The sequence below is a fragment of the Nocardia sp. NPDC004711 genome (genome assembly GCF_053601595.1).
Window position 1 is genome coordinate 38,934 of sequence record NZ_JBSGCB010000040.1, and the last position, 22,160, is coordinate 61,093.

Below are 22,160 nucleotides of genomic sequence, written 5' to 3' on the forward strand. Positions count from 1 at the left end.
CGCTGACCTTAGGAAGAGCTAGCACACTAATGACGAAGCCCGAAGACAATACTCAGAAGCTCGCTCAGGCATTGCGCGTCTCGCTCAAGGAGACGGAGCGGTTGCGTGCCCGCAATCGCAAGCTCGACGCGGCTCTTCGCGAACCGATCGCGATTGTGGGTATGGCCTGCCGGTACCCGGGTGGGGTCAGTTCGCCTGAGGATCTGTGGAATCTGGTCGCGGAGGGAACGGACGCGACCTCGGAGTTCCCCGGCAATCGTGGCTGGGATGTCGATCGCCTCCACGACGCGACCGGGGAGACACCGAACAGCACCTATACCCGCGAGGGCGGATTCCTGCATTCCGCAGGTGAATTCGACCCCGCGTTCTTCAATATCAGTCCCAATGAAGCCGCGCTCATGGATCCGCAGCAGTTCCTGCTGCTGGAGACCTCATGGGAGGCGTTCGAGCGGGCCGGTGTCGACCCCGGCTCGCTGAAGGGCAGCCGGACCGGCGTCTGGGTCGGCATGATGTACCACGACTATCCGGCCAATGCGAACTCGGGATCCATTGCCTCCGGCCGGGTCTCGTATGTTTTCGGCCTGGAAGGGCCGTCGGTCACCGTGGACACGGCGTGCTCGTCCTCATTGGTGGCAATGCATTCCGCGGCTGCCTCGCTGCGGTCGGGGGAGTGCGATCTGGCATTGGCCGGTGGTGTGGCGGTGATGGCCACCCCGGAGACCTTCGTGGAGTTCAGCCGTCAGCGGGGCTTGTCTCCGGATGGTCGGTGTAAGTCCTTCTCCGACACCGCCGATGGGGTCGGCTGGTCCGAGGGCGTCGGTGTTCTGGTGTTGGAGCGACTATCCGACGCCCAGCGCAATGGGCATCGGATTCTCGCGGTGATCGCCGGTTCGGCGGTGAACCAGGATGGCGCGTCCAATGGTCTGACCGCACCCAACGGTCCCTCGCAGCGACGGGTCATCCGCCAGGCGCTGACCAATGCGGGGGTGTCCCCGGCGGAGGTGGATGTCGTCGAAGCCCACGGCACCGGTACGACTTTGGGCGATCCGATCGAAGCTCAGGCGCTGCTGGCGACGTACGGGCAGGCGCGCGACGCGGACCGGCCATTGTGGTTGGGCTCGCTGAAGTCCAATATCGGTCACGCTCAGGCTGCGGCCGGTGTGGGCGGTGTGATCAAGATGGTCATGGCGATGCGCCATGGCGTGCTGCCCCGAACCCTGCATGTGGATCAGCCCTCCACGAAGGTGGATTGGTCCGAGGGCCATGTCCGGTTGCTGACCGAGTTGGTGGCGTGGCCGGAGGTGGATCGTCCGCGTCGTGCCGGTGTGTCCTCGTTCGGCATCAGCGGCACCAACGCACACGTCATCGTCGAGCAGGCCCCGGTGACCGAGCCGGCCGTGGATCAGGCGCCGGTGGCGAAGACCGTCCCGGCCGGTGGGCTGCTCCCGTGGGTGGTTTCGGCACGCAGCGACGAGGCTCTCGCCGGTCAGGCTGCTCGCCTGACATCGCATGCGGCCGAACATGATCCGATCGATCTCGGTTTCTCGCTGGCATCGACGCGGGCTGTTCTCGAGCATCGCGCAGTTGTGGTGGCCGAGGACCGCGATGGTCTCCTGGCGGGAGTCGGGGCGCTGGGCCGCACCGAAACCATTCCTGGCGTCGTGTCCGGTCGTGTGGTGTCGGGTTCGACGGGTGTGGTGTTCTCGGGTCAGGGTGCGCAGTGGGCCGGTATGGCTGTCGAGCTGCGTGCCGCATATCCGGCATTCGCTGAGACATTCGACGGGATCGTTGCTGAGCTGGATCCGTTGCTGGGGCAGTCGGTTTCGTTGAGCGAGGCGTTGGCGGACGCTGATCTGGTTGATCGGACGGTGTTTGCGCAGGCGGGTTTGTTCGCGTTCGAGGTGGCGTTGTTCCGTCTGCTCGAATGCTGGGGTGTGCGTGCCGATGTGGTGGCGGGTCATTCGATCGGTGAGGTCGCTGCCGCGCATGTGGCCGGTGTGTTGTCTCTGGCGGATGCGTGTGTGCTGGTGGCGGCGCGTGGCCGGTTGATGCAGGCATTGCCCACTGGTGGGGCGATGGTCGCGGTCGGCGCGTCGGAGGCCGATGTGCTGCCGCTGCTGGTGGCCGGTGGTGTGTCGATCGCGGCGGTGAATGGTCCGTCGTCGGTGGTGCTCTCCGGTGTCGAGGACGCGGTCGCCGCCGTTGTCGAGGCGTGTGCCGAGCGTGGTTGGCGTACACACAAGTTGCGGGTGTCGCATGCTTTCCACTCGGCCCTGATGGAACCGATGCTGGCCGAGTTCGCCACGGCGATAGCTGGTTTGGCGTTCGCTCGTCCCACCATCCCGTTGATTTCCACGGTCACCGGCGTGCGAATCGCCGAAGAAATGATCGATCCGTCGTATTGGGTCGGTCAGGTCCGCGACACCGTGCGGTTCGCCGATGCGGTTGCCGCGATGGCGAATTCGGGCGTGTCCCGGTTCGCCGAGGTCGGACCCGACGCCGTGCTGACCCCCATGATCGCCCAGACTCTCGACGACGCCGCCACGGTGGTGGCCTTGGCGCGCCGGGATCGGGCCGATTCGTTCTCCGTGCTGTCCGGGGTGGCCGCGCTGTTCGTATCCGGTGCCGACGTCGATTGGGCCGGTTTCTATGCCGGCTCCGGTGCTCAGCGAATCGACCTGCCCACCTACGCATTCCAGCATCGGCGCTTCTGGATCGCCGCAGGCGCTGTCGGTGGCGATGCCCGGGCGATGGGCCTGGCGGCCACCGGACATCCCCTGGTCCCGGTGGTGGTGTCGCAACCGGATTCCGACGCGGTCACCCTCACCGGCCGACTGTCGGCGCAGACGCATCCTTGGCTGGCCGATCACCGGGTGATGGACACCGTGCTGTTCCCCGGCACCGGTTTGGTCGAACTCGCCTTGCAGGCGGGGGAGCAGGTCGGCTGCTCGACCCTCGAGGAGTTGGTCCTGCGGGTGCCGCTGGTGCTGCCGGAGTCGGCAGGCGTCGCGGTGCGCGTGGTGGTCGGTGCTCAGGACGCTGCGGGCCGACGCGGGGTGCGGGTCTATTCCTGCCCCGATGACGGTGTCGATGCGGTGCCGTTGTGGACATTGAACGCCGAAGGCGTGCTCACATCGAGATTCGACAGCGCGCCAGCGGATTTGGCGCAGTGGCCGCCCGCCGGCGCCACACTCGTCGATATCGACGGTGTGTACGACTCCCTCGATGCGCAGGGCTATCACTACGGTCCGGTGTTCCAGGCGCTGACCTCGGTGTGGCGGGGCACCGACGGGCTGCTCTATGCCGAGGTCGAGCTGCCGGAGCAGGCCCGTCCGGACGCCAAGCGGTTCGGTGTGCATCCGGCATTGCTCGATGCCGCTCTGCATGCCCTGCGCTTCGCCGACGGCATGCCCGCGGAGGGTGCCGGGCTGGCCTTGCCGTTCGAGTGGTCCGGTGTCGCCGTGCACGCGACCGGAGCGGGCGCGCTGCGCGTCCGGCTCACCCGCGTCGGCGAGCACGCGGTCACCCTGGATCTGGCGGACCCGACCGGTACCCCGGTGGCGACGGTGCGGCAGCTGGCTTCCCGGCCCATCGATCCCGCGCAGCTCACGGGCGGCGCATCCGCGGTCGGCAATGCGCTGTTCCAGATCGGCTGGGAGCCGATCTCGGTCGGTGAGGTCGAAGTCGGCACGGTGTCGTGGGCGGATCTGGGTGACGAGGTTCCGGCCGCGGTCGTGTTCGATTGCCCGGAGGGCAACGACGCCGCGGCCATCCACGCCGCGACCCATGCGACTCTCGCGGTGGTTCAGTCCTGGATCGCCGATGCTCGGTTCGCCGAGTCGACGCTGGTGGTTCGGACCAGTGGAGCCGTATCGGTTGCCGGGGAGGACATTACGAACCTGGCCGGTGCTGCCGTCGGCGGCCTGGTTCGCTCCGCGCAGGCGGAGAACCCCGGCCGGATCGTGTTGGTGGACACCGACTCCGCGCTCGACGGGCTGCTCGGCGGGATTCTCACCGCACAGGAACCACAGGTGGCCTTGCGTGCCGGGCAGGTACACGGTGCGCGGCTGAGCCGGGCCAGCGCGGCGACCGCGTCGGCGACCGACCCCTTCGATCCGGACGACACCGTTCTGATCACCGGTGCGAGTGGTCTGCTCGGTGGACTGTTCGCCCAGCACCTGGTCGACACCCATGGCGTGCGTCGCCTGTTGCTGCTGAGCCGACGCGGCGAGGCCGCTCCCGGCGCCGCGGAGTTGCGCACGGAGCTGCAGCGGCGCGGCGCGGAGGTCGAGTTCGTCGCGTGTGATGTCGCCGATCGCGACGCCCTCGCGCAGGCGATCGCGAATGTGCCTGCCGCACATCCGCTCACCGGCGTGTTCCATATGGCCGGCGTCCTCGACGACGGCGCCATCGCGTCGCTCACCCCGGCCCGGATGGATGCGGTGCTGGGACCCAAGGTCGATGCCGCGCTGCACCTGCACGAACTCACCGCCGACCTGCCGCTGAAGGCGTTCGTGCTGTTCAGCTCGGTCGCCGGTGCGTTCGGCAATGCCGGACAGGGCAACTATGCCGCGGCCAATGCGTGCCTGGATGCGCTCGCGGCCCTGCGCAGGGCCTCGGGCAGCCACTCACAGTCCCTGGCCTGGGGTCTGTGGGACGGGGGCATGGCCGGGCAGCTCAGCGACGCTGACCTGCACCGCATTTCGCGTTCGGGCCTGCTGCCGCTGTCGGAGGACCAGGGCGTGGCTTTGTTCGACGCCGCCACCGCGAGCGACGTGCCCGCCCCCATCCTCGCCCGTCTGGACCTGGACAGCCTGCGAGGCGCCGAATTCGCCGTGCCCGCACTGTTTTCCGGCTTGATCCCGGCACGCCGCAGAGCGGCCTCGGGTGCGGCGACGCCATTGCGTGCTCGGCTGGCCAACACTTCCGACAGCGAGCGTTTCGGCGTGCTCGTGGAGATCGTGCGCGGTCAGGTCGCGGCGATCCTCGGTCATCAGAACACGAACGCGATCGCGGCGGACAAGGCCTTCGGCGAGCTGGGCTTCGACTCGATCACCGCTGTCGAGTTCCGCAACGCCCTCAAAGCCGTCACCGGCCTATCGCTGCCCGCGACACTGGTATTCGACTACCCGACACCGCAGTCGCTGGCGAGATATCTGGCCGACGAATTCACCGGCACCGGCCGGGAGACCGAGGTCACCGCCAGCGCGGCCGTCGACGACGAGCCGATTGCGGTGGTAGCGATGAGCTGCCGCTATCCGGGCGGAGTCGCCTCGCCCGAAGACCTGTGGAAGCTCGTCACCTCCGGCATCGATGCCACCGGCGAGATGCCGACGGATCGAGGCTGGGACATCGAGGGCATCTACGACCCCGAGCCCGGTCACGCGGGCAAGACGTACACCCGTCAGGGCGGATTCCTCTACTCCGCAGCGGAATTCGACGCGGAATTCTTCGGGATCAGCCCCAACGAAGCCGCGATGATGGATCCCCAGCAGCGGTTGCTGCTGGAAGTCTCGTGGGAGGCGCTGGAGCGCGCCGGTGTGGACCCGGCGGTACTGCGTGGCAGCTCGACCGGTGTCTTCACCGGCATGATGTACCACGACTACGCGCAAGGAACCGGGAACAACGCAACCGGGAGCTTGGTCTCGGGCCGGGTCTCGTACGTGTTCGGGCTCGAAGGCCCGGCGGTCACCGTGGACACGGCATGTTCATCCTCGCTCGTGGCCATGCATCTGGCCGCGCAGTCGCTGCGGTCGGGTGAATGCGACCTGGCGCTGGCCGGTGGTGTGGCGGTGATGGCCACGCCGGAGACCTTCGTGGAGTTCAGCCGTCAGCGGGGCTTGTCCCCGGATGGTCGGTGTAAGTCCTTCTCCGACACCGCCGATGGGGTCGGTTGGTCCGAAGGTGCCGGTGTGCTGGTCCTGGAGCGACTGGCCGACGCCTGCCGCAACGGCCATCAGGTCCTCGCGGTGATCGCCGGCTCGGCGGTGAATCAGGATGGCGCGTCGAACGGTCTGACCGCGCCGAACGGTCCCTCGCAGCGGCGAGTGATTCGCCAGGCGCTGGCCAATGCCGGGATCTCGCCGGTCGAGGTGGACGCGGTGGAGGCCCACGGCACCGGTACGACGCTGGGCGATCCGATCGAAGCCCAAGCGCTGCTTGCGACCTACGGCCAGGATCGTGATGCGGACCGGCCATTGTGGCTGGGGTCGCTGAAGTCCAACATCGGTCACGCCCAAGCCGCGGCGGGTGTCGGTGGCGTGATCAAGATGGTCATGGCGATGCAGCACGGGGTCCTACCCCGAACGCTGCACGCTGATCAGCCCAGCACCAAGGTCGACTGGTCCGAGGGCCACGTGCGGTTGCTGACCGAGCCGGTGGCGTGGCCGGAGACGGATCGTCCGCGTCGTGCGGGTGTGTCGTCCTTCGGTATCAGCGGCACCAACGCTCACCTCATCGTCGAGCAGGCCCCGGTAGCTCCGGTGGCGGAGTCGGCGCCGGTGATCGAGACCGTTCCGGCGGCGCTGCCGTGGGTGGTTTCGGCGCGCGGCGGTGACGCTCTCGCCGCCCAGGCTGCTCGCTTGGCATCGTCTGTGGGCGAACACGATCCGATCGATATCGGTTTCTCACTGGCGTCCACGCGCACTGTGCTCGAGCATCGTGCTGTCGTCGTGGCCGAGGGGCGCGAAGGTCTCCTCGCGGGACTACGGTCGTTGGCTACCGGTGTGCAGGCACCCGGTGTGGTGACCGGTCGCCCGGTGTCGGGTTCGACCGGTGTGGTGTTCTCGGGTCAGGGTGCGCAGTGGGCCGGTATGGCTAACGAACTGCGTGCCGCGTACCCAGTATTCGCCGAGACATTCGACGCCATCGTCGCCGAGCTGAATCCCATGCTGGGGCAGCAGGTTTCGCTGGGCGAGGCTTTGGTCGACAGTGATCTGGTCAATCAGACCGTGTTCGCGCAGGCGGGTTTGTTCGCGTTCGAGGTGGCGCTGTTCCGTCTGCTCGAATCCTGGGGTGTGCGTGCCGATGTGGTGGCGGGTCATTCGATCGGTGAGGTCGCTGCCGCGCATGTGGCCGGTGTGTTGTCTCTGGCGGATGCGTGTGTGCTGGTGGCGGCGCGTGGCCGGTTGATGCAGGCATTGCCCACTGGTGGGGCGATGGTCGCGGTCGGCGCCTCGGAGGCCGATGTGCTGCCGCTGCTGGTGGCCGGTCGGGTGTCGATCGCGGCGGTCAACGGCCCGTCGTCGGTGGTGTTGTCCGGCGTCGAGGACGATGTCGTGGCTGTTGCCGATCGTTGCGCCGAGCAGGGGTGGCGCACTCATCGACTGCGTGTGTCGCACGCTTTCCATTCGGTTCTGATGGAGCCGATGCTGGCCGAATTCGCCACGGCGATCGAGGGTTTGGCGTTCGCCCGCCCGAACATCCCGCTGGTGTCCACCGTGACCGGCGCTCGGATCGTCGGCGAGATGTGTGATCCGTCGTACTGGGTGGGTCAGGTCCGGGAGTCGGTGCGCTTCGCGGATGCCGTTGTGGCGATGGCTGATTCGGGCGTGTCCAGGTTCGCCGAGGTCGGTCCGGACGCGGTGCTGACCCCCATGGTCGCCCAGACCCTGGATGACGGTGCCGCCGCGGCGGTCGCGCTGGCGCGTCGCGATCGGGCCGATGTGACGACGCTCCTGGGCGGAGTGGCCGGGTTGTTCGTCACCGGCGCCCAGGTCGATTGGGCCGCTCTGTACACCGGTTCCGGTGCTCGGCGAATCGACCTGCCCACCTACGCTTTCCAGCGCCGGCGCTATTGGATGGCCCCGACGTCCACCGGTAGTGGCGACGCCCGGTCGATGGGTTTCGTGGCCAGCGGGCATCCGCTGGTTTCGGCCGTGGTCTCGCAGCCGGATTCCGAGGTGGTCACGCTCAGCGGCCGTTTGTCGGCCCAGACCCAGCCATGGCTGGCCGATCACAAGGTCATGGACACCGTCCTACTGCCCGGCACCGGACTGGTCGAACTCGCCCTGCAGGCCGGAGAACACGTCGGCTGCGCGACCCTGGACGAGCTGGTCCTGCAAGCGCCGCTGGTGCTTCCGGAGTCGGCCGGGGTCGCGGTGCGCGTGGTGGTCGCTGCCCCGGACGGCGCGGGTCGTCGCGGTGTGCGGATCTTCTCATGCCCCGACAGTGGCGCCGATTCCGCGTCATCGTGGATATTGAACGCCGAAGGTGTGCTCGCGCCGGACGAGGTGGCGGCGGATTTCGATCTTGCCGCGTGGCCTCCGGCCGGTGCGCAGCCGATGGATATCGACGGCGTCTACGACGAGCTGTTCGATCTCGGCTACGGTTACGGCCCCCTGTTCCAGGGTTTGCAGGCCGCATGGCACCGTGATGGAGAACTGTTCGCCGAGGTCGCGCTCCCGGATCCGCAGGGAGCCAACGGCTTCGGCATCCATCCGGCACTGTTCGACGCCGCTCTGCATGCCGGAATCGTGCACGGCCGTCGCAACGGCGGCGGTGATTCGCCGGTGCTGCCCTTCACCTGGAACCGGGTGGCGCTGCACGCGGTCGGTGCTGCCGCAGTGCGAGTACGTATCGCGGTGCAGGACAATAGGTTCGCCGTCCAGCTCGCCGACGAGCAAGGGCAACCGGTGTTGTCGGTGGACGCTCTGGTCTCCCGGCCGGTGTCGGCCGATCGGCTCGGCGGCCGGCGCGCGTCGGAAGCCCTTTTCGGCGTGGAGTGGGTCGCCGCCGGGTTGTCGGACGGGGTGACGGTCGAGCCGGATCGGCTGGCGATCCTCGGTTCTGATCAGGGCGCCGACGGGGTGCCGGGCCACCGTGATCTCGCGGCATTGATCGCCGATCTGGATGCGAACCCCGATGCGGTTGTCCCTGAGATCGTCTTGCTGGACTGCCCCCGTGGGTTCGGCCGCGAGCCGGAGGCCGCACGGCAGGTTGTCACCGGCGCCCTGGATACCGTTCAGCGGTGGCTGGCCGAATCCCGGTTCGCCGGTTCCCGTTTGGTGGTGCTCACCAGGCATGCGGTGACCGTCGCCGATGTGGAGCAGGTGCGCCTGGATCAGGCCCCGGTGTGGGGGCTGGTCCGGGCAGCGCAGGCCGAACACCCGGGTCGTTTCCAGCTTCTCGATCTGGATGGCGACGGTGAGTCGTTCGCTGCCGCAACCGCGGTCGCCGCTGTCGCGTCGGAACCCGAGGTTGCCCTCCGCGGCACGAGGGTGCTCGTGCCGCGTTTGAGCCGCCACGCTTCGGGCACGATTGTTCGATCGGCAGCGTCGGGCACGGTGCTGATCACCGGCGGCACCGGTGGTCTCGGTGCGGTGATCGCCCGGCACCTGGTGACCGAACACGGTGTGCGCCAACTGCTTCTGACGGGTCGTCGTGGCCCGGATGCGCCGGGAGCCACCGAGCTGCGCGACGAACTCGTCGAGCTCGGCGCCGAGGTCACCATCGCCGCGTGCGACGTGTCCGATCGAGACGCGCTGGCCGCCCTGCTCGACACCATCTCCGACCAGCACCCCCTGGCCGGAGTGATCCACGCGGCCGGAACCGCCGACAACGGCCTGATCGAATCGATCACGCCCGACCGCATCGAGCAGGTGTTCCGGCCCAAGGTCGACGCCGCGTGGCATCTGCACGAACTCACCCGCGACCGGTCGCTGGAGTTGTTCGTGCTGGTGTCGTCGGCAGGTGGCCTGGTGCTGGCCGCCGGCCAAGCCAACTACGCCGCCGCGAATGTCTTCCTGGACGCGCTCGCCGCCCACCGTCGCGGCCTGGGATTGCCCGCCACATCCATCGATTACGGGTTGTGGGCGCGGTCCACCGCGCTCGGCGCTGAGCTGTCCGAGAGCGACTTCGACCGGATGCGGCGGCAGGGCTACCCGCCGCTGACCGAGGCCGAGGGCCTGGCGCTGTTCGATGCGGCGATCGCCACCGACGACGCCCAACTGGTCGCGCTGCGAGTCGATCCGGCCATCCTGCGAACCCAGGGTGAGCGGATCCCGGCGCTCCTCCGTTCGGTCGTCCCGACGCCCGTGCGCCGCCAGACTCGCACCGCGGCAGGTCAGGCCTTCCTGCGAAAGCTGGCCGGTCTCTCCGACAGTGATCGCGACAGCGCGCTGCTCGAACTCGTCCGGTCCACTGCCGCCGACATTCTCGGGCACGCCTCCATGACAGCTGTGGAACCCCGGCAGGCCTTCCAGCAGCTCGGTTTCGACTCGCTCAGCGCTGTCGAGTTCCGCAACAAACTCAATACCGCGACCGGTCTGCAACTACCGGCCACCCTCGTCTTCGACTACCCCAATCCGCAGGTCGTCGCGGAGTTCATCGGTTCGCAACTCACCGGCACCGGAGCCGTCGAAGAGCTCGCGGCCAGTCGGGTCCGAGCCGACGACGAGCCGATTGCCGTGGTGGCGATGGGATGTCGCTATCCGGGTGGCGTCATGTCGCCGGAGGATCTGTGGAGCCTCGTCGTCTCGGGTGCCGACACCACCGGTGAGTTGCCGGTGGATCGTGGCTGGGACATCGACGGCATCTACGATCCCGAACCCGGCAAAGCAGGCAGGACCTACACGCGCCGGGGCGGATTCCTGTACTCCGCAGCGGAATTCGATGCGGAGTTCTTCGGGATCAGCCCCAATGAAGCCACGATGATGGACCCCCAGCAGCGATTGCTGCTGGAGGTCTCGTGGGAGGCATTGGAACGCGCGGGTGTGGATCCGGCGGTGCTGCGCGGCAGTTCGACCGGTGTGTTCACCGGCGTGATGTACCACGACTACGCCCAGGGAACCGGGACCGGAGCCAGCACCGGCGGCAGCCTGGTCTCGGGCCGGATCGCTTACACGCTGGGATTGGAGGGCCCGGCTGTCTCGGTGGATACGGCGTGTTCGTCGTCGCTGGTGGCGTTGCATCTGGCGTCGCAGTCGCTGCGGTCGGGGGAGTGCGATCTGGCATTGGCCGGTGGTGTGGCCGTGATGGCCACCCCGGACATGTTCCTCGAGTTCAGTCGTCAGCGCGGGCTCGCACCGGATGGACGATGCAAGTCCTTCGCCGACGCCGCCGACGGCGTCGCCTGGTCCGAAGGCGCCGGAATGCTGGTGCTGGAACGACTCTCCGATGCCCAGCGTAACGGTCACCAGATTCTCGCGGTGATCGCCGGTTCGGCGGTGAACCAGGATGGCGCGTCGAACGGTCTGACCGCACCCAACGGTCCCTCGCAGCGGCGGGTCATCCGTCAAGCGCTGGCCAATGCCCGGGTGACTTCGGCCGACGTGGATGTGGTCGAAGCCCATGGCACGGGAACGACTTTGGGCGATCCGATCGAAGCCCAGGCGCTACTGGCGACGTACGGGCAGGACCGTGAAGCGGATCGTCCGCTGTGGTTGGGCTCGCTGAAGTCCAACATCGGTCACGCTCAGGCTGCGGCCGGTGTGGGTGGTGTCATCAAGATGGTCATGGCGATGCGCCATGGCCTGCTGCCGCGAACGCTGCACGTGGATCAGCCCAGCACCAAAGTCGATTGGAGCGAAGGTCATATCCGGCTGCTGACCGAGGCCGTCGCCTGGCCGGAGGTGGATCGTCCGCGTCGTGCCGGTGTGTCCTCCTTCGGGATCAGCGGCACCAATGCCCACCTCATCGTCGAACTGGCTCCGGCAGCGGCCCCGGCTCCGGTGGCCAAGACCGCCCCGGCCGGTGCAGTGCTGCCGTGGGTGCTCTCGGCACGTACCGACGAGGCCCTTGCCGAGCAGGCTGCCCGCCTGACGTCCCATATGGACGACCACGATCACGACCCGATCGACATCGGCTTCTCGCTCGTGACTTCGAGGGTGCTGTTCGACCATCGGGCCGTGGTGTTGTCCCCCGAGCACGACGGCCTGCGGGCCGGCACTCGAGCGGTGGGGCGCGGCGAAGCGACTCCGGCTGTGGTGTCCGGTCGTGTGATGCCGGGCTCGACGGGTGTGGTGTTCTCGGGTCAGGGTGCGCAGTGGGCCGGTATGGCTGCCGAGCTGCGTGCGGCGTACCCGGTGTTCGCCGAGGCGTTCGACGCGATCGTCGCCGAGCTGGAACCGCTACTGGGGCAGCAGGTTTCGCTGAGTGAAGCCTTGGCCGGCGCCGATTTGGTCGACCAGACGGTGTTCGCGCAGGCGGGTTTGTTCGCGTTCGAGGTGGCGTTGTTCCGTCTGCTCGCATCCTGGGGCATGCGTGCCGATGTCGTGGCCGGTCACTCGATCGGTGAGGTGGCTGCCGCGCATGTGGCGGGGGTGCTGTCTCTGACGGATGCGTGTGTGCTGGTGGCCGCGCGTGGTCGTTTGATGCAGGCATTGCCCACCGGTGGCGCGATGGTCGCTGTCGGTGCCTCCGAGACCGACGTTCGGGCGCTGCTGGCGGCCGGTGACGTGCCCGCCGGTGAGGTGTCGATCGCGGCGGTCAACGGCCCGTCGTCGGTGGTGCTCTCCGGCGTCGAAGACGCTGTCGTGGCGGTCGCTGAGCGGTGTGCCGGACACGGTTGGCGGACGCACCGGTTGCGGGTCTCGCATGCCTTCCATTCGGCGTTGATGGAGCCGATGCTGGCCGAGTTCGCTTCGGCGATCGAGGGTTTGATCTTCGCCCGCCCGAGCATCCCGTTGGTGTCGACGGTGACCGGTGCCCGGATCGGTGACGAGATGTCGGATCCGTCGTACTGGGTGGATCAGGTCCGGGACACCGTCCGCTTTGCCGATGCGGTCACCGCGATGGCGGGTCTGGGTGTGTCCAGATTCGCCGAGGTCGGTCCCGACGCGGTACTGACCCCGATGGTCGCCCAGACTCTCGATGACGGTGCTGCCGCGGTGGTGGCGCTGGCGCGTCGTGGTCAGGCGGATGCGTCGGCCGTGCTGGCCGGAGTGGCCGGGCTGTTCGTGACCGGCTCTCACGTCGACTGGGCCGGCCTCTACGCCGGTACCGGAGCCGGGCGAATCGACTTGCCCACCTACGCTTTCCAGCGCGGCCGCTACTGGATGCTCGACGGCTCCGCCGCCGGCGGTGACGCCCGGGCCATGGGCCTCGCCGCCACCGGACACCCCCTGGCCTCGGTGGTGGTGTCCCAACCGGATTCCGACGCGGTGACCCTCACCGGCCGGCTGTCGGTGCAGGCACACCCCTGGCTCGCCGATCACACGGTTATGGACACCGTACTGTTCCCCGGCACCGGTCTGGTCGAACTCGCCCTGCACGCCGGCGAACAGGTGGGCTGCTCGACCCTCGAGGAACTGGTCCTCCAGGTTCCGCTGGCACTCCCGGAGTCCGCGGGACTCGCGGTGCGCGTCGTGGCCGGTGCACCCGATGAGACCGGCCGTCGCGCGGTGCGGATCTTCTCCCGCCCCGAGCACGGCGTCGATGCGGCGCCGGCGTGGACCTTGCACTCCGAGGGTGTGCTCGCACCCGGAATCGACAGTGCGCCTGTCGATCTGGTGCAATGGCCGCCGGCCGGTGCGGTCGCCGTGGACATCGATGGTGCGTACGACTCGCTCGATGCGCAGGGCTATCACTACGGTCCGGTGTTCCAGGCGCTGAAGTCGGTGTGGCGCGCCGCGGACGGGCTGCTCTACGCCGAGGTCGAACTGCCCGAGGCGGCCCGCGCCGAGGCGGAGCGGTTCGGTCTGCATCCGGCGTTGCTGGATGCGGCGTTGCACGCGTTGCGTTTTGCCGAGGACACATCGGCGGCGGGCGCCGGGCTGGCGCTGCCGTTCGAGTGGTCCGGTGTCAGCGTGCACGCGGCCGGCGCCGATGCCCTGCGTGTCCGGCTCACCCGTGCCGGCGAGCATGGCGTTGCCATCGATCTGGCGGACTCGACCGGCGCTCCGGTGGCGACCGTGCGGCACCTGGCCTCCCGGCCGATCGATCCCGCGCAGCTGACCATGGGCGCATCCGTCATCGGCAATGGGCTGTTCCAGATCGACTGGACGCCGATCACGGTGCGTCCTACCGAGGCCACCGCGGTAGTGTGGCCGGATCTCGGTGAGCAGGTCCCGCCGGTGGTCGTGCTGGAGTGCCCCACGGGCGACGATCTGGCCGCCATTCATGCTGCGGCGCACGACGTTCTGGAGATCCTCCAGTCCTGGATCGCGGACCGGCGATTCACCGAATCGGTGCTGGTCGTTCGGACCAGCGGCGCGGTTTCGGTTGCCGGGGAAGACATTACGAACTTGGCCGGAGCCGCCGTGGGTGGTCTGGTCCGCGCCGCGCAGGCGGAGAACCCCGGCCGGATCGTGTTGATCGACAGCGACTCCGCACTCGACGGGCTGCTCGGCGGCATCGTGGCCGCCGCCGAGCCGCAGCTGGCCGTGCGCGACGGGCAGGTGCACATCGCGCGGTTGGGCCGAGCGGCCGCCACCGCGGCGACCGTCGCTCCCGCCTTCGATCCGGACGACACCGTTCTGATCACCGGCGCGGGCGGGTTGCTCGCCGGAATGTTCGCCCGGCATCTGGTCGCCGCCCGCGGCGTCCGTCGCCTGCTGTTGTTGAGCAGGCGCGGCGAATCCGCGCCTGGCGCTGCGGAACTCGGGGCGGAGCTGCGGCAGCTGGGTGCCGAGGTCGAGTTCGCCGCGTGTGATGTCGCCGATCGTGGCGCTCTCGCCGAGGTGCTGGCAGGCGTGCCCGCCGATCGTCCGCTCACGGGCGTGTTCCACCTGGCCGGTGTCCTCGACGACGGTGCGATCGCTTCGCTGACCCCGGCGCGCATGGACACGGTGCTGGGGCCCAAGGTCGATGCCGCGCTGCACCTGCACGAACTCACCGCCGGACTGCCATTGCAGGCGTTCGTGCTGTTCAGCTCGGTCGCCGGTGCCTTCGGCAACCCCGGCCAGGGCAACTACGCCGCGGCCAACGCATGCCTGGATGCGCTGGCGGCACACCGCAGGGCTTCGGGTAGCCGCGGTACTTCTCTGGCCTGGGGTCTCTGGGACGGTGGCATGGCCGGGCAACTCAGCGACGTTGACCGTCAACGCCTTTCGCGCTCGGGCATGCTGCCGCTGTCGGAGGAACAGGGCCTCGCACTGTTCGATGCCGCCCTCGAGATCGACGTGGCGGCTCCGGTTCTTGCCCGTCTCGATTTCGAGAGCATCCGCAGTGCGGGAACTGCCGCGCCGGCGCTCTTCGCGGGCCTCATCCCGGCTCGCCGCAAAGCGGCCTCGGGCGCCTTCACAGCGCTGCGGGCTCGGCTGGCGAACACTGCCGAGAGCGAACGTTTCGATGTGCTCGTGGAGATCGTGCGTGCGCAGGTCGCCACGATTCTCGGTCATCAGAACGTGAACGCGGTCGCGGCGGACAAAGCCTTCGGCGAGTTGGGCTTCGATTCGATCACCGCTATCGAGTTCCGCAACGCTCTCAAGGCTGTCACGGGGTTGCAGCTGCCCGCGACCTTGGTGTTCGACTACCCGACACCTCGGGCCCTGGCGGAATATCTGGCCGACGAGTTCGCCGGCACCAGCCGCGACGTCGAGGTGACCGCCAGCAGAGCCGTCGACACGGACCCGATCGCCGTCGTCGGAATGGCCTGCCGCTACCCCGGAGGCGTCACGTCCCCCGAGGAGCTGTGGGAACTGGTCCGGGTCGGCGGGGATGCGGTGTCGACCCTCCCGACCGATCGAGGCTGGGACATCACCGGCATCTACGATCCGGAACCGGGCCGCGCGGGCAAGTCCTACACCCGGGAAGGCGGATTCCTGCACACCGCTGCGGAATTCGACGCGGACTTCTTCGGCATCGGCCCCAACGAAGCCACGATGATGGATCCGCAACAGCGGCAACTCCTGGAAACGACCTGGGAGGCGCTGGAACGCGCCGGTGTGGATCCGGCGGTGCTGCGCGGCAGCTCGACCGGTGTGTTCACCGGCGTGATGTACCACGACTACGCCCAGGGCAGCGGGAACAGCGCGACCGGCAGTCTCGTCTCCGGTCGCATCGCCTACACCCTGGGATTGGAGGGCCCGGCCGTCTCGGTCGACACGGCCTGCTCGTCGTCCCTGGTGGCAATGCATCTGGCGGCGCAGTCGCTGCGGTCGGGTGAATGCGACCTGGCGCTGGCCGGCGGTGTGGCGGTGATGGCCACCCCGGAGACCTTCGTGGAGTTCAGCCGTCAGCGCGGGCTCGCACCCGACGGGCGGTGTAAGTCCTTCTCCGACACCGCCGATGGTGTCGGATGGTCCGAAGGCGCCGGAATGCTGGTGCTGGAACGACTCTCCGACGCCCAGCGCAACGGCCACCGAGTGCTCGCGGTGATCGCCGGTTCGGCGGTGAATCAGGATGGCGCGTCGAATGGTCTGACCGCGCCCAACGGTCCCTCGCAGCGCCGGGTGATTCGCCAAGCATTGGCCAATGCCGGGATCTCGCCGGTCGAGGTCGATGTGGTGGAAGCCCACGGCACGGGTACGACGCTGGGCGATCCCATCGAAGCCCAGGCGCTTCTGGCCACCTACGGCCAAGACCGTGCGGCGGACCGTCCGCTGTGGTTGGGGTCGTTGAAGTCCAACATCGGTCACTCTCAGGCCGCGGCCGGTGTGGGTGGCGTGATCAAGATGGTGATGGCCATGCGCCACGGCGTGCTGCCCAAGACCCTGCACGTCGATGCGCCCAGCACCAAAGTCGATTGGAGCGAAGGCCATATCCGGTTGCTGACCGAGGCAGTCGCGTGGCCGGAGGTGGATCGTCCGCGTCGTGCCGGTGTGTCCTCGTTCGGTATCAGTGGCACGAATGCTCACGTCATCGTCGAGCAAGCTCCGGCGGTGGATCAGGCGCCGGTGACGACGGACCGTGGTGATGGACTGCTGCCCTGGGTGGTTTCGGCACGAAGTGGCGAGGCGCTCCGCGGTCAGGCTGCTCGCCTGGCGTCCCATGTCGATGATCGCGACCTGAATCCGGCGGATGTCGGCTTCTCCCTGGCCTCCACGCGTGCTGTTTTCGAGCATCGCGCGGTTGTGGTGGCCGAGAGTCGCGATGGTCTGCTCGCGGGCGTGCGGTCGTTGGCTGCCGGTGAGCAAGCCGCCGGTGTGGTGACCGGCCGCGTGACGTCGGGTTCGACGGGTCTGGTGTTCTCGGGTCAGGGTGCGCAGTGGGCCGGTATGGCTGCCGATTTGCGTGCGGCGTACCCGGTGTTCGCCGAGGCGTTCGACGCGATTGTCGCGGAGCTGGATCCGCTGCTGGGGCAGCAGGTTTCGTTGAATGCGGCGTTGGCCAGTGCTGACCTCGTGGACCAGACCGTGTTCGCGCAGGCGGGTTTGTTCGCGTTCGAGGTGGCGTTGTTCCGTCTGCTCGAATCCTGGCGAGTCCGTGCGGATGTCGTGGCCGGTCATTCGATCGGTGAGGTGGCTGCCGCGCATGTGGCGGGGGTGCTGTCTCTGACGGATGCGTGTGTGCTGGTGGCCGCGCGTGGCCGGTTGATGCAGGCGCTGCCCGCTGGCGGAGCGATGGTCGCGGTCGGTGCGTCCGAGGCCGACGTGCTGCCATTGCTGGCCGGTGAGGTGTCGATCGCGGCGGTGAATGGCCCTGCGTCGGTGGTGTTGTCCGGCGTTGAGGACGATGTCGTCGCTGTCGTCGAGCGGTGTGCGCAAAAGGGTTGGCGGACGCATCGTTTGCGTGTTTCGCATGCCTTCCATTCGGCGTCCATGGAGCCGATGCTGGCCGAATTCGCCACAGCGATACAAGGTTTGGCGTTCGCCCGCCCCCGGATCCCGCTGGTGTCGACGGTGACCGGTGCACGGGTGACCGACGAGATGTCGGATCCGTCGTACTGGGTGCGTCAGGTCCGGGAGACCGTCCGGTTCGCCGACGCGGTCGCCACGGCCGCCGAGCTCGGCGTATCCAGGTTCGCCGAGGTCGGTCCCGATGCGGTGCTGACCCCGATGATCGCCCAAACCCTCGATACCGCAACCACAATCGCCCTCACCAGTCGGGACAACGCGAGCCCCGTGACCCTGCTGACGGGCCTCGCCCGTCTGCATGTCACCGGTGCGACGGTGGATTGGACCAGCTACTACGCCGGAGTCGGTGGCACGAAGACCGACCTCCCGACCTACAGCTTCCAGCACCGCCGCTTCTGGGCCACCGGCCCACTGCACACCGGCGAGGCGCACGCGCTCGGCCTGCGGTCCACCGAGCACCCCATGCTCGGCGCGATGGTGGCACAGCCGGAGAGCGGCGGCGTCAGGTTCACCGGCCGCCTGTCCACGGCCACCCATCCCTGGCTGGCCGATCATGACGTGCTCGGCACGGTGCTGCTTCCGGGCACCGGATTCGTCGAACTCGCCGTGCACGCCGGAGACCAGGTCGACTGCCCGGAACTCGAGGAGCTCACACTGCTGGCCCCGCTGGTGTTGCACGGGCATGGCGGAGTGCAGATCCAGGTGATCGTCGGCGATAGCGATGAGACCGGTCGCCGAGGGCTCGACATCTACTCGCGCAAGGACGAGGACGATCCGTCGCTCTCGTGGACCCACCACGCGCACGGCACGGTGAGCCCCGGCCAGGAGGCCGGCGACGACGGCTGGGCCGACTTCGTGCAGTGGCCACCGGCCGGCGCCACGGCCGTCCCGTTGGACGGGGCCTACGACGAACTCGCGGAGAACGGGTACCACTACGGGCCCGCCTTCCAAGGGCTTTCGGCCCTGTGGCGTCGCGGGGCGGACCTTTTCGCCGAAGTCGCTCTCCCCGAGCAGACCTCGGCCCAGGGCTACGGTGTGCATCCCGCGCTGCTCGACTCGGCCATGCACGCACTGTCCTTCGGCCTGCCCGAGGGCGTGGACGAGCAGGCCGAGCGGCCGACCCTGGTGCCGTTCGCGTGGTCTTCGGTGCGTGTGCACGCGGACGGCGCCCGGCGGGTGCGGGTCCGGTTGACCTGGCTGAATCAGGGAGAAATCACCCTGGCGATGGCCGATTCCGGTGGCGCGCCACTGCTTTCGGTACGCTCGCTCGCCTTGCGCCCACTCTCGGTCGAACTGCTCTCGGGCGCGGCCCGGTCCTCGCAGGACGCGCTGTACGAGCTCACCTGGCGGCCCGGTCCGGAACTGGGTTCGGCGGCGGGAGTCTCGTGGGCCGACTGGGGCGCGTCGGAGCCGGCGTCGGTCCTGCTCTTCCGACCCCCGGTCGATGGCGACCACGTGCCGGCCCGGTTGCGGACGGCGCTGCACCGCACGCTCGGCGTCATCCAGCAGTTCCTGAGCGAAGAGCGTTACGCCGCAACCACTTTGGCGGTGATCACCGACTCCGAGGCCGACCCGGCCGCGGCCGCGGTGTGGGGTCTGGTGCGCGCGGCGCAGGCGGAGAACCCCGGGCGGATCGTGCTCATCGAGGCGCGTGCGGAGACAGCGGCGGATCAGCTGGTCGCCGCGGCGATCTCGGGTGAGCCGGAACTGGCTGTCGACGCCGACGGGGCGCGGGTGCCGCGCCTGGTTCGCGCCGCGTCGCCCGAACCGAAGCCGCAGGCACCGTGGGATCCCGACCGGACGGTGCTGATCACCGGTGGCACCGGCGGCATCGGTCGCCACATCGCCGAGCATCTGGTGACCGAACACGGTGTGCGGCACCTGCTGCTGGCCGGTCGTCGCGGACCGGACGCCGTCGCGGATCTGATCGACGAACTCGGCGCTCTCGGCGCCCGGGTCCGCGTGGCCGCCTGCGATGTCACCGACCGGAATGCGTTGCGGGACCTGCTCGCTTCGATTCCCGCGGAGCATCCGCTGGGTGCGGTCGTCCACGTGGCGGGCGTCGCCCACAACGGTCTGGTCGACGCCTTGACGCCGGAGCAGATCGACTACTGCCTCGGCGCCAAGGCCGACGCCGCGTGGTATCTGCACGAGCTCACCCGCGACGCCGGACTGTCCGCATTCGTGATGATCTCCTCGGTCGCAGGCTCGATCCTGCCGGCCGGGCAGGGCGGTTACGCGGCGGCCAACGTGTTCCTCGACGCCCTCGCCACCTCCCGGCACGCCGAGGGCCTACCGGCCACCTCGCTCGCCTACGGCCTGTGGGACATCGAAACCGGACTGTCACAATGGCTCAGCCAGGCCGACCGGCTGCGCATGCGTCGCCAGGGCATGCCGCCGCTGGCCGCGGGCAAGGCGCTCGAATTGTTCGACGCAGCAGTGTCCACGACGCGTCCGGTGCACGTGCCGGTCGAGATCGACCTGGCCGCGTTGCGCGCCCGGGACGCGGTGCCCGCACTGCTCGGCGACCTGGCCAAGCGGGCCGGGCGTCGGCACAGCAGCGGAACACAGGACGCGGGAGCGCTGCGCAGGCAGCTGGCGCAGCTCTCGGAGTCCGAGCAGGAACAGTGGCTCCGGACCCACATCCTCGAGAACGCCGCCAGGCTGCTCGGGCACGAGAGCGCCGACGCGCTCGACCCCGAGCGCGACTTCCTCGAGGCCGGGTTCGACTCACTGGCCGCCATGGAGTTGCGGACCACGCTGAATGCCTCCACCGGCCTGACCCTGCCGACCGCCGCGATCTTCGATCACAAAACGCCTGCGGCACTGGCCCGATACCTGCGGAAGGAGCTCACCACAACCACTCGAACCGACAGCGAGCGGGTGAGCGAGGACGACTCGCTGTACGGCATGTTCCGCGGCGCAGTGGAATCCGGGCGAGTCGGCACCGGCTTCGCCCTGCTGAATCTGGCGGCGGAGCTGCGCGAGCAGTTCGCGTCGGCATCCGAACTGGATCGGCTCCCTGCTCCGGCGCGAGTCGCCGCGGGTTCGGCTCTGCCGCGGATCATCTGCCTCACACCGCCACTGGCCACTGGCGGCGCACATCAGTACGCCAGGATCGCCTCGCACCTGCGCACTGCCCGTGAGGTCGTGGCGCTGTCGCCGATCGGCTGCCGGACGGGAGAACCCCTGCCGGCGACGCCTACGGCAGCCTTGGAGGCCCTGGCGCGCACTGTTCTCGAAGCGGCACAAGGAGATCCGTTCGTGCTGCTCGGGTACTCCTCGGGCGGCCTGCTGGCCTACCTCCTCACCGAGCACCTGGAGGCGGCGGGCGGACCCGCGCCCGCGAGCGTGGTCATGCTCGACACCTACCGGGTGGACGATGGCGGCGGCGAATGGCTGCTGCGGGCGATGGCCGAGCACATGGTGTCCAACGAGGCGACCTTCGGCCGCTTCGACCAGGCCCGCTTGTCCGGTATGGGCTGGTATGTCCGGCTGCTCCAGGAGATAGCGCCCGGTCCCGTTGTCACGCCGACCTTGTTCGTCCAGTGCGCCCAGTCGTTCCTGGGAAGTTCATCGGACCGTGCGGACTGGCAGGCCCAGCCCTGGGACGCAACGCATTCCGTCGTGCCGGTCCAGGCCGATCACTTCACGATCCTGGAGGACGGCTCGGCGGATGCCGCGGACGTAATCGAGGGCTGGCTCGCGGGTTGAGAGCGACGACCGGGTGAGCGCAGGCTCACCCGGTCGTTCTCGCCTACCGCCTTGCCCGGGAAGGTTGCCGATCCGGCGACGCGTGAGCGGATCGGCCATGGGCTCGACGTGGCCGATATCGAGCGCTAAGCTAGCCGACTATACAGTCAGTCTGCTCGAGCAATTCATATCGAACATGAAGGGGAATCAGTTGATGGTTCCGAAGATCGGTCGCATCGTGATCGCCACGTTGGCAATCGTCACAGCGCTTGGGGTTTCCGCCTGCGGCAGTGGCAACAAGGACGAAGCCAAGCCGGACAAGGCGACCACGTCGAAAGTGGCTGCAGCCCAGAGCAGCTATCCGGCCGTCCCAGGTGCGACGGATCTCAATGCCGAGTTGCAGAAGCTCATGGATCCCAATATCGCCAACGAGCAGAAGCTGGACCTGATTCAGGGCATCAAGGCCGATCCGATGCTGCCGCAACGGCTGACGGATGCCTTCAAACAGATGAACGTCACCATCACGGTCACCAAGGTGACCGATTTGGGCAACGGCGCACTCACCGCCGACGCCCAGGTGTCCATCAACGGTGGAGCGCCGAACCAGGTGTTGGTACCGGTCGTGGCCGAAGATGGGAAATGGAAGGTCCAGAAGGACTGGACCTGCAACACGTTGTCGCTGGTCCAGCAGACTTCCCCGGCCTGCAGCTGATCGGACCGCAGTGCGCCGTCAGGCGGTCCGAAGCGGACTCCCCGACCCGGGATGCAACACGGTGGCGCACCCTGAAACGG

General features: G+C 68.5%; 2 protein-coding genes. Both read left to right on the forward strand.

The features are described from left to right. Window positions 1-29 precede the first annotated feature (29 nt). Complete coding sequence (locus ACWEKS_RS33410; RefSeq protein ID WP_452343787.1) at window positions 30-21,389, forward strand: SDR family NAD(P)-dependent oxidoreductase; 21,360 nt, start codon at window positions 30-32, stop codon at window positions 21,387-21,389. Window positions 21,390-21,582: 193 nt separating this feature from the next. Further along, the gene (locus ACWEKS_RS33415) at window positions 21,583-22,080 is read left to right on the forward strand and encodes a hypothetical protein (protein WP_452343788.1); all 498 of its coding nucleotides are present in this window, start codon (window positions 21,583-21,585) and stop codon (window positions 22,078-22,080) included. The last annotated feature ends 80 nt before the right edge of the window (window positions 22,081-22,160 follow it).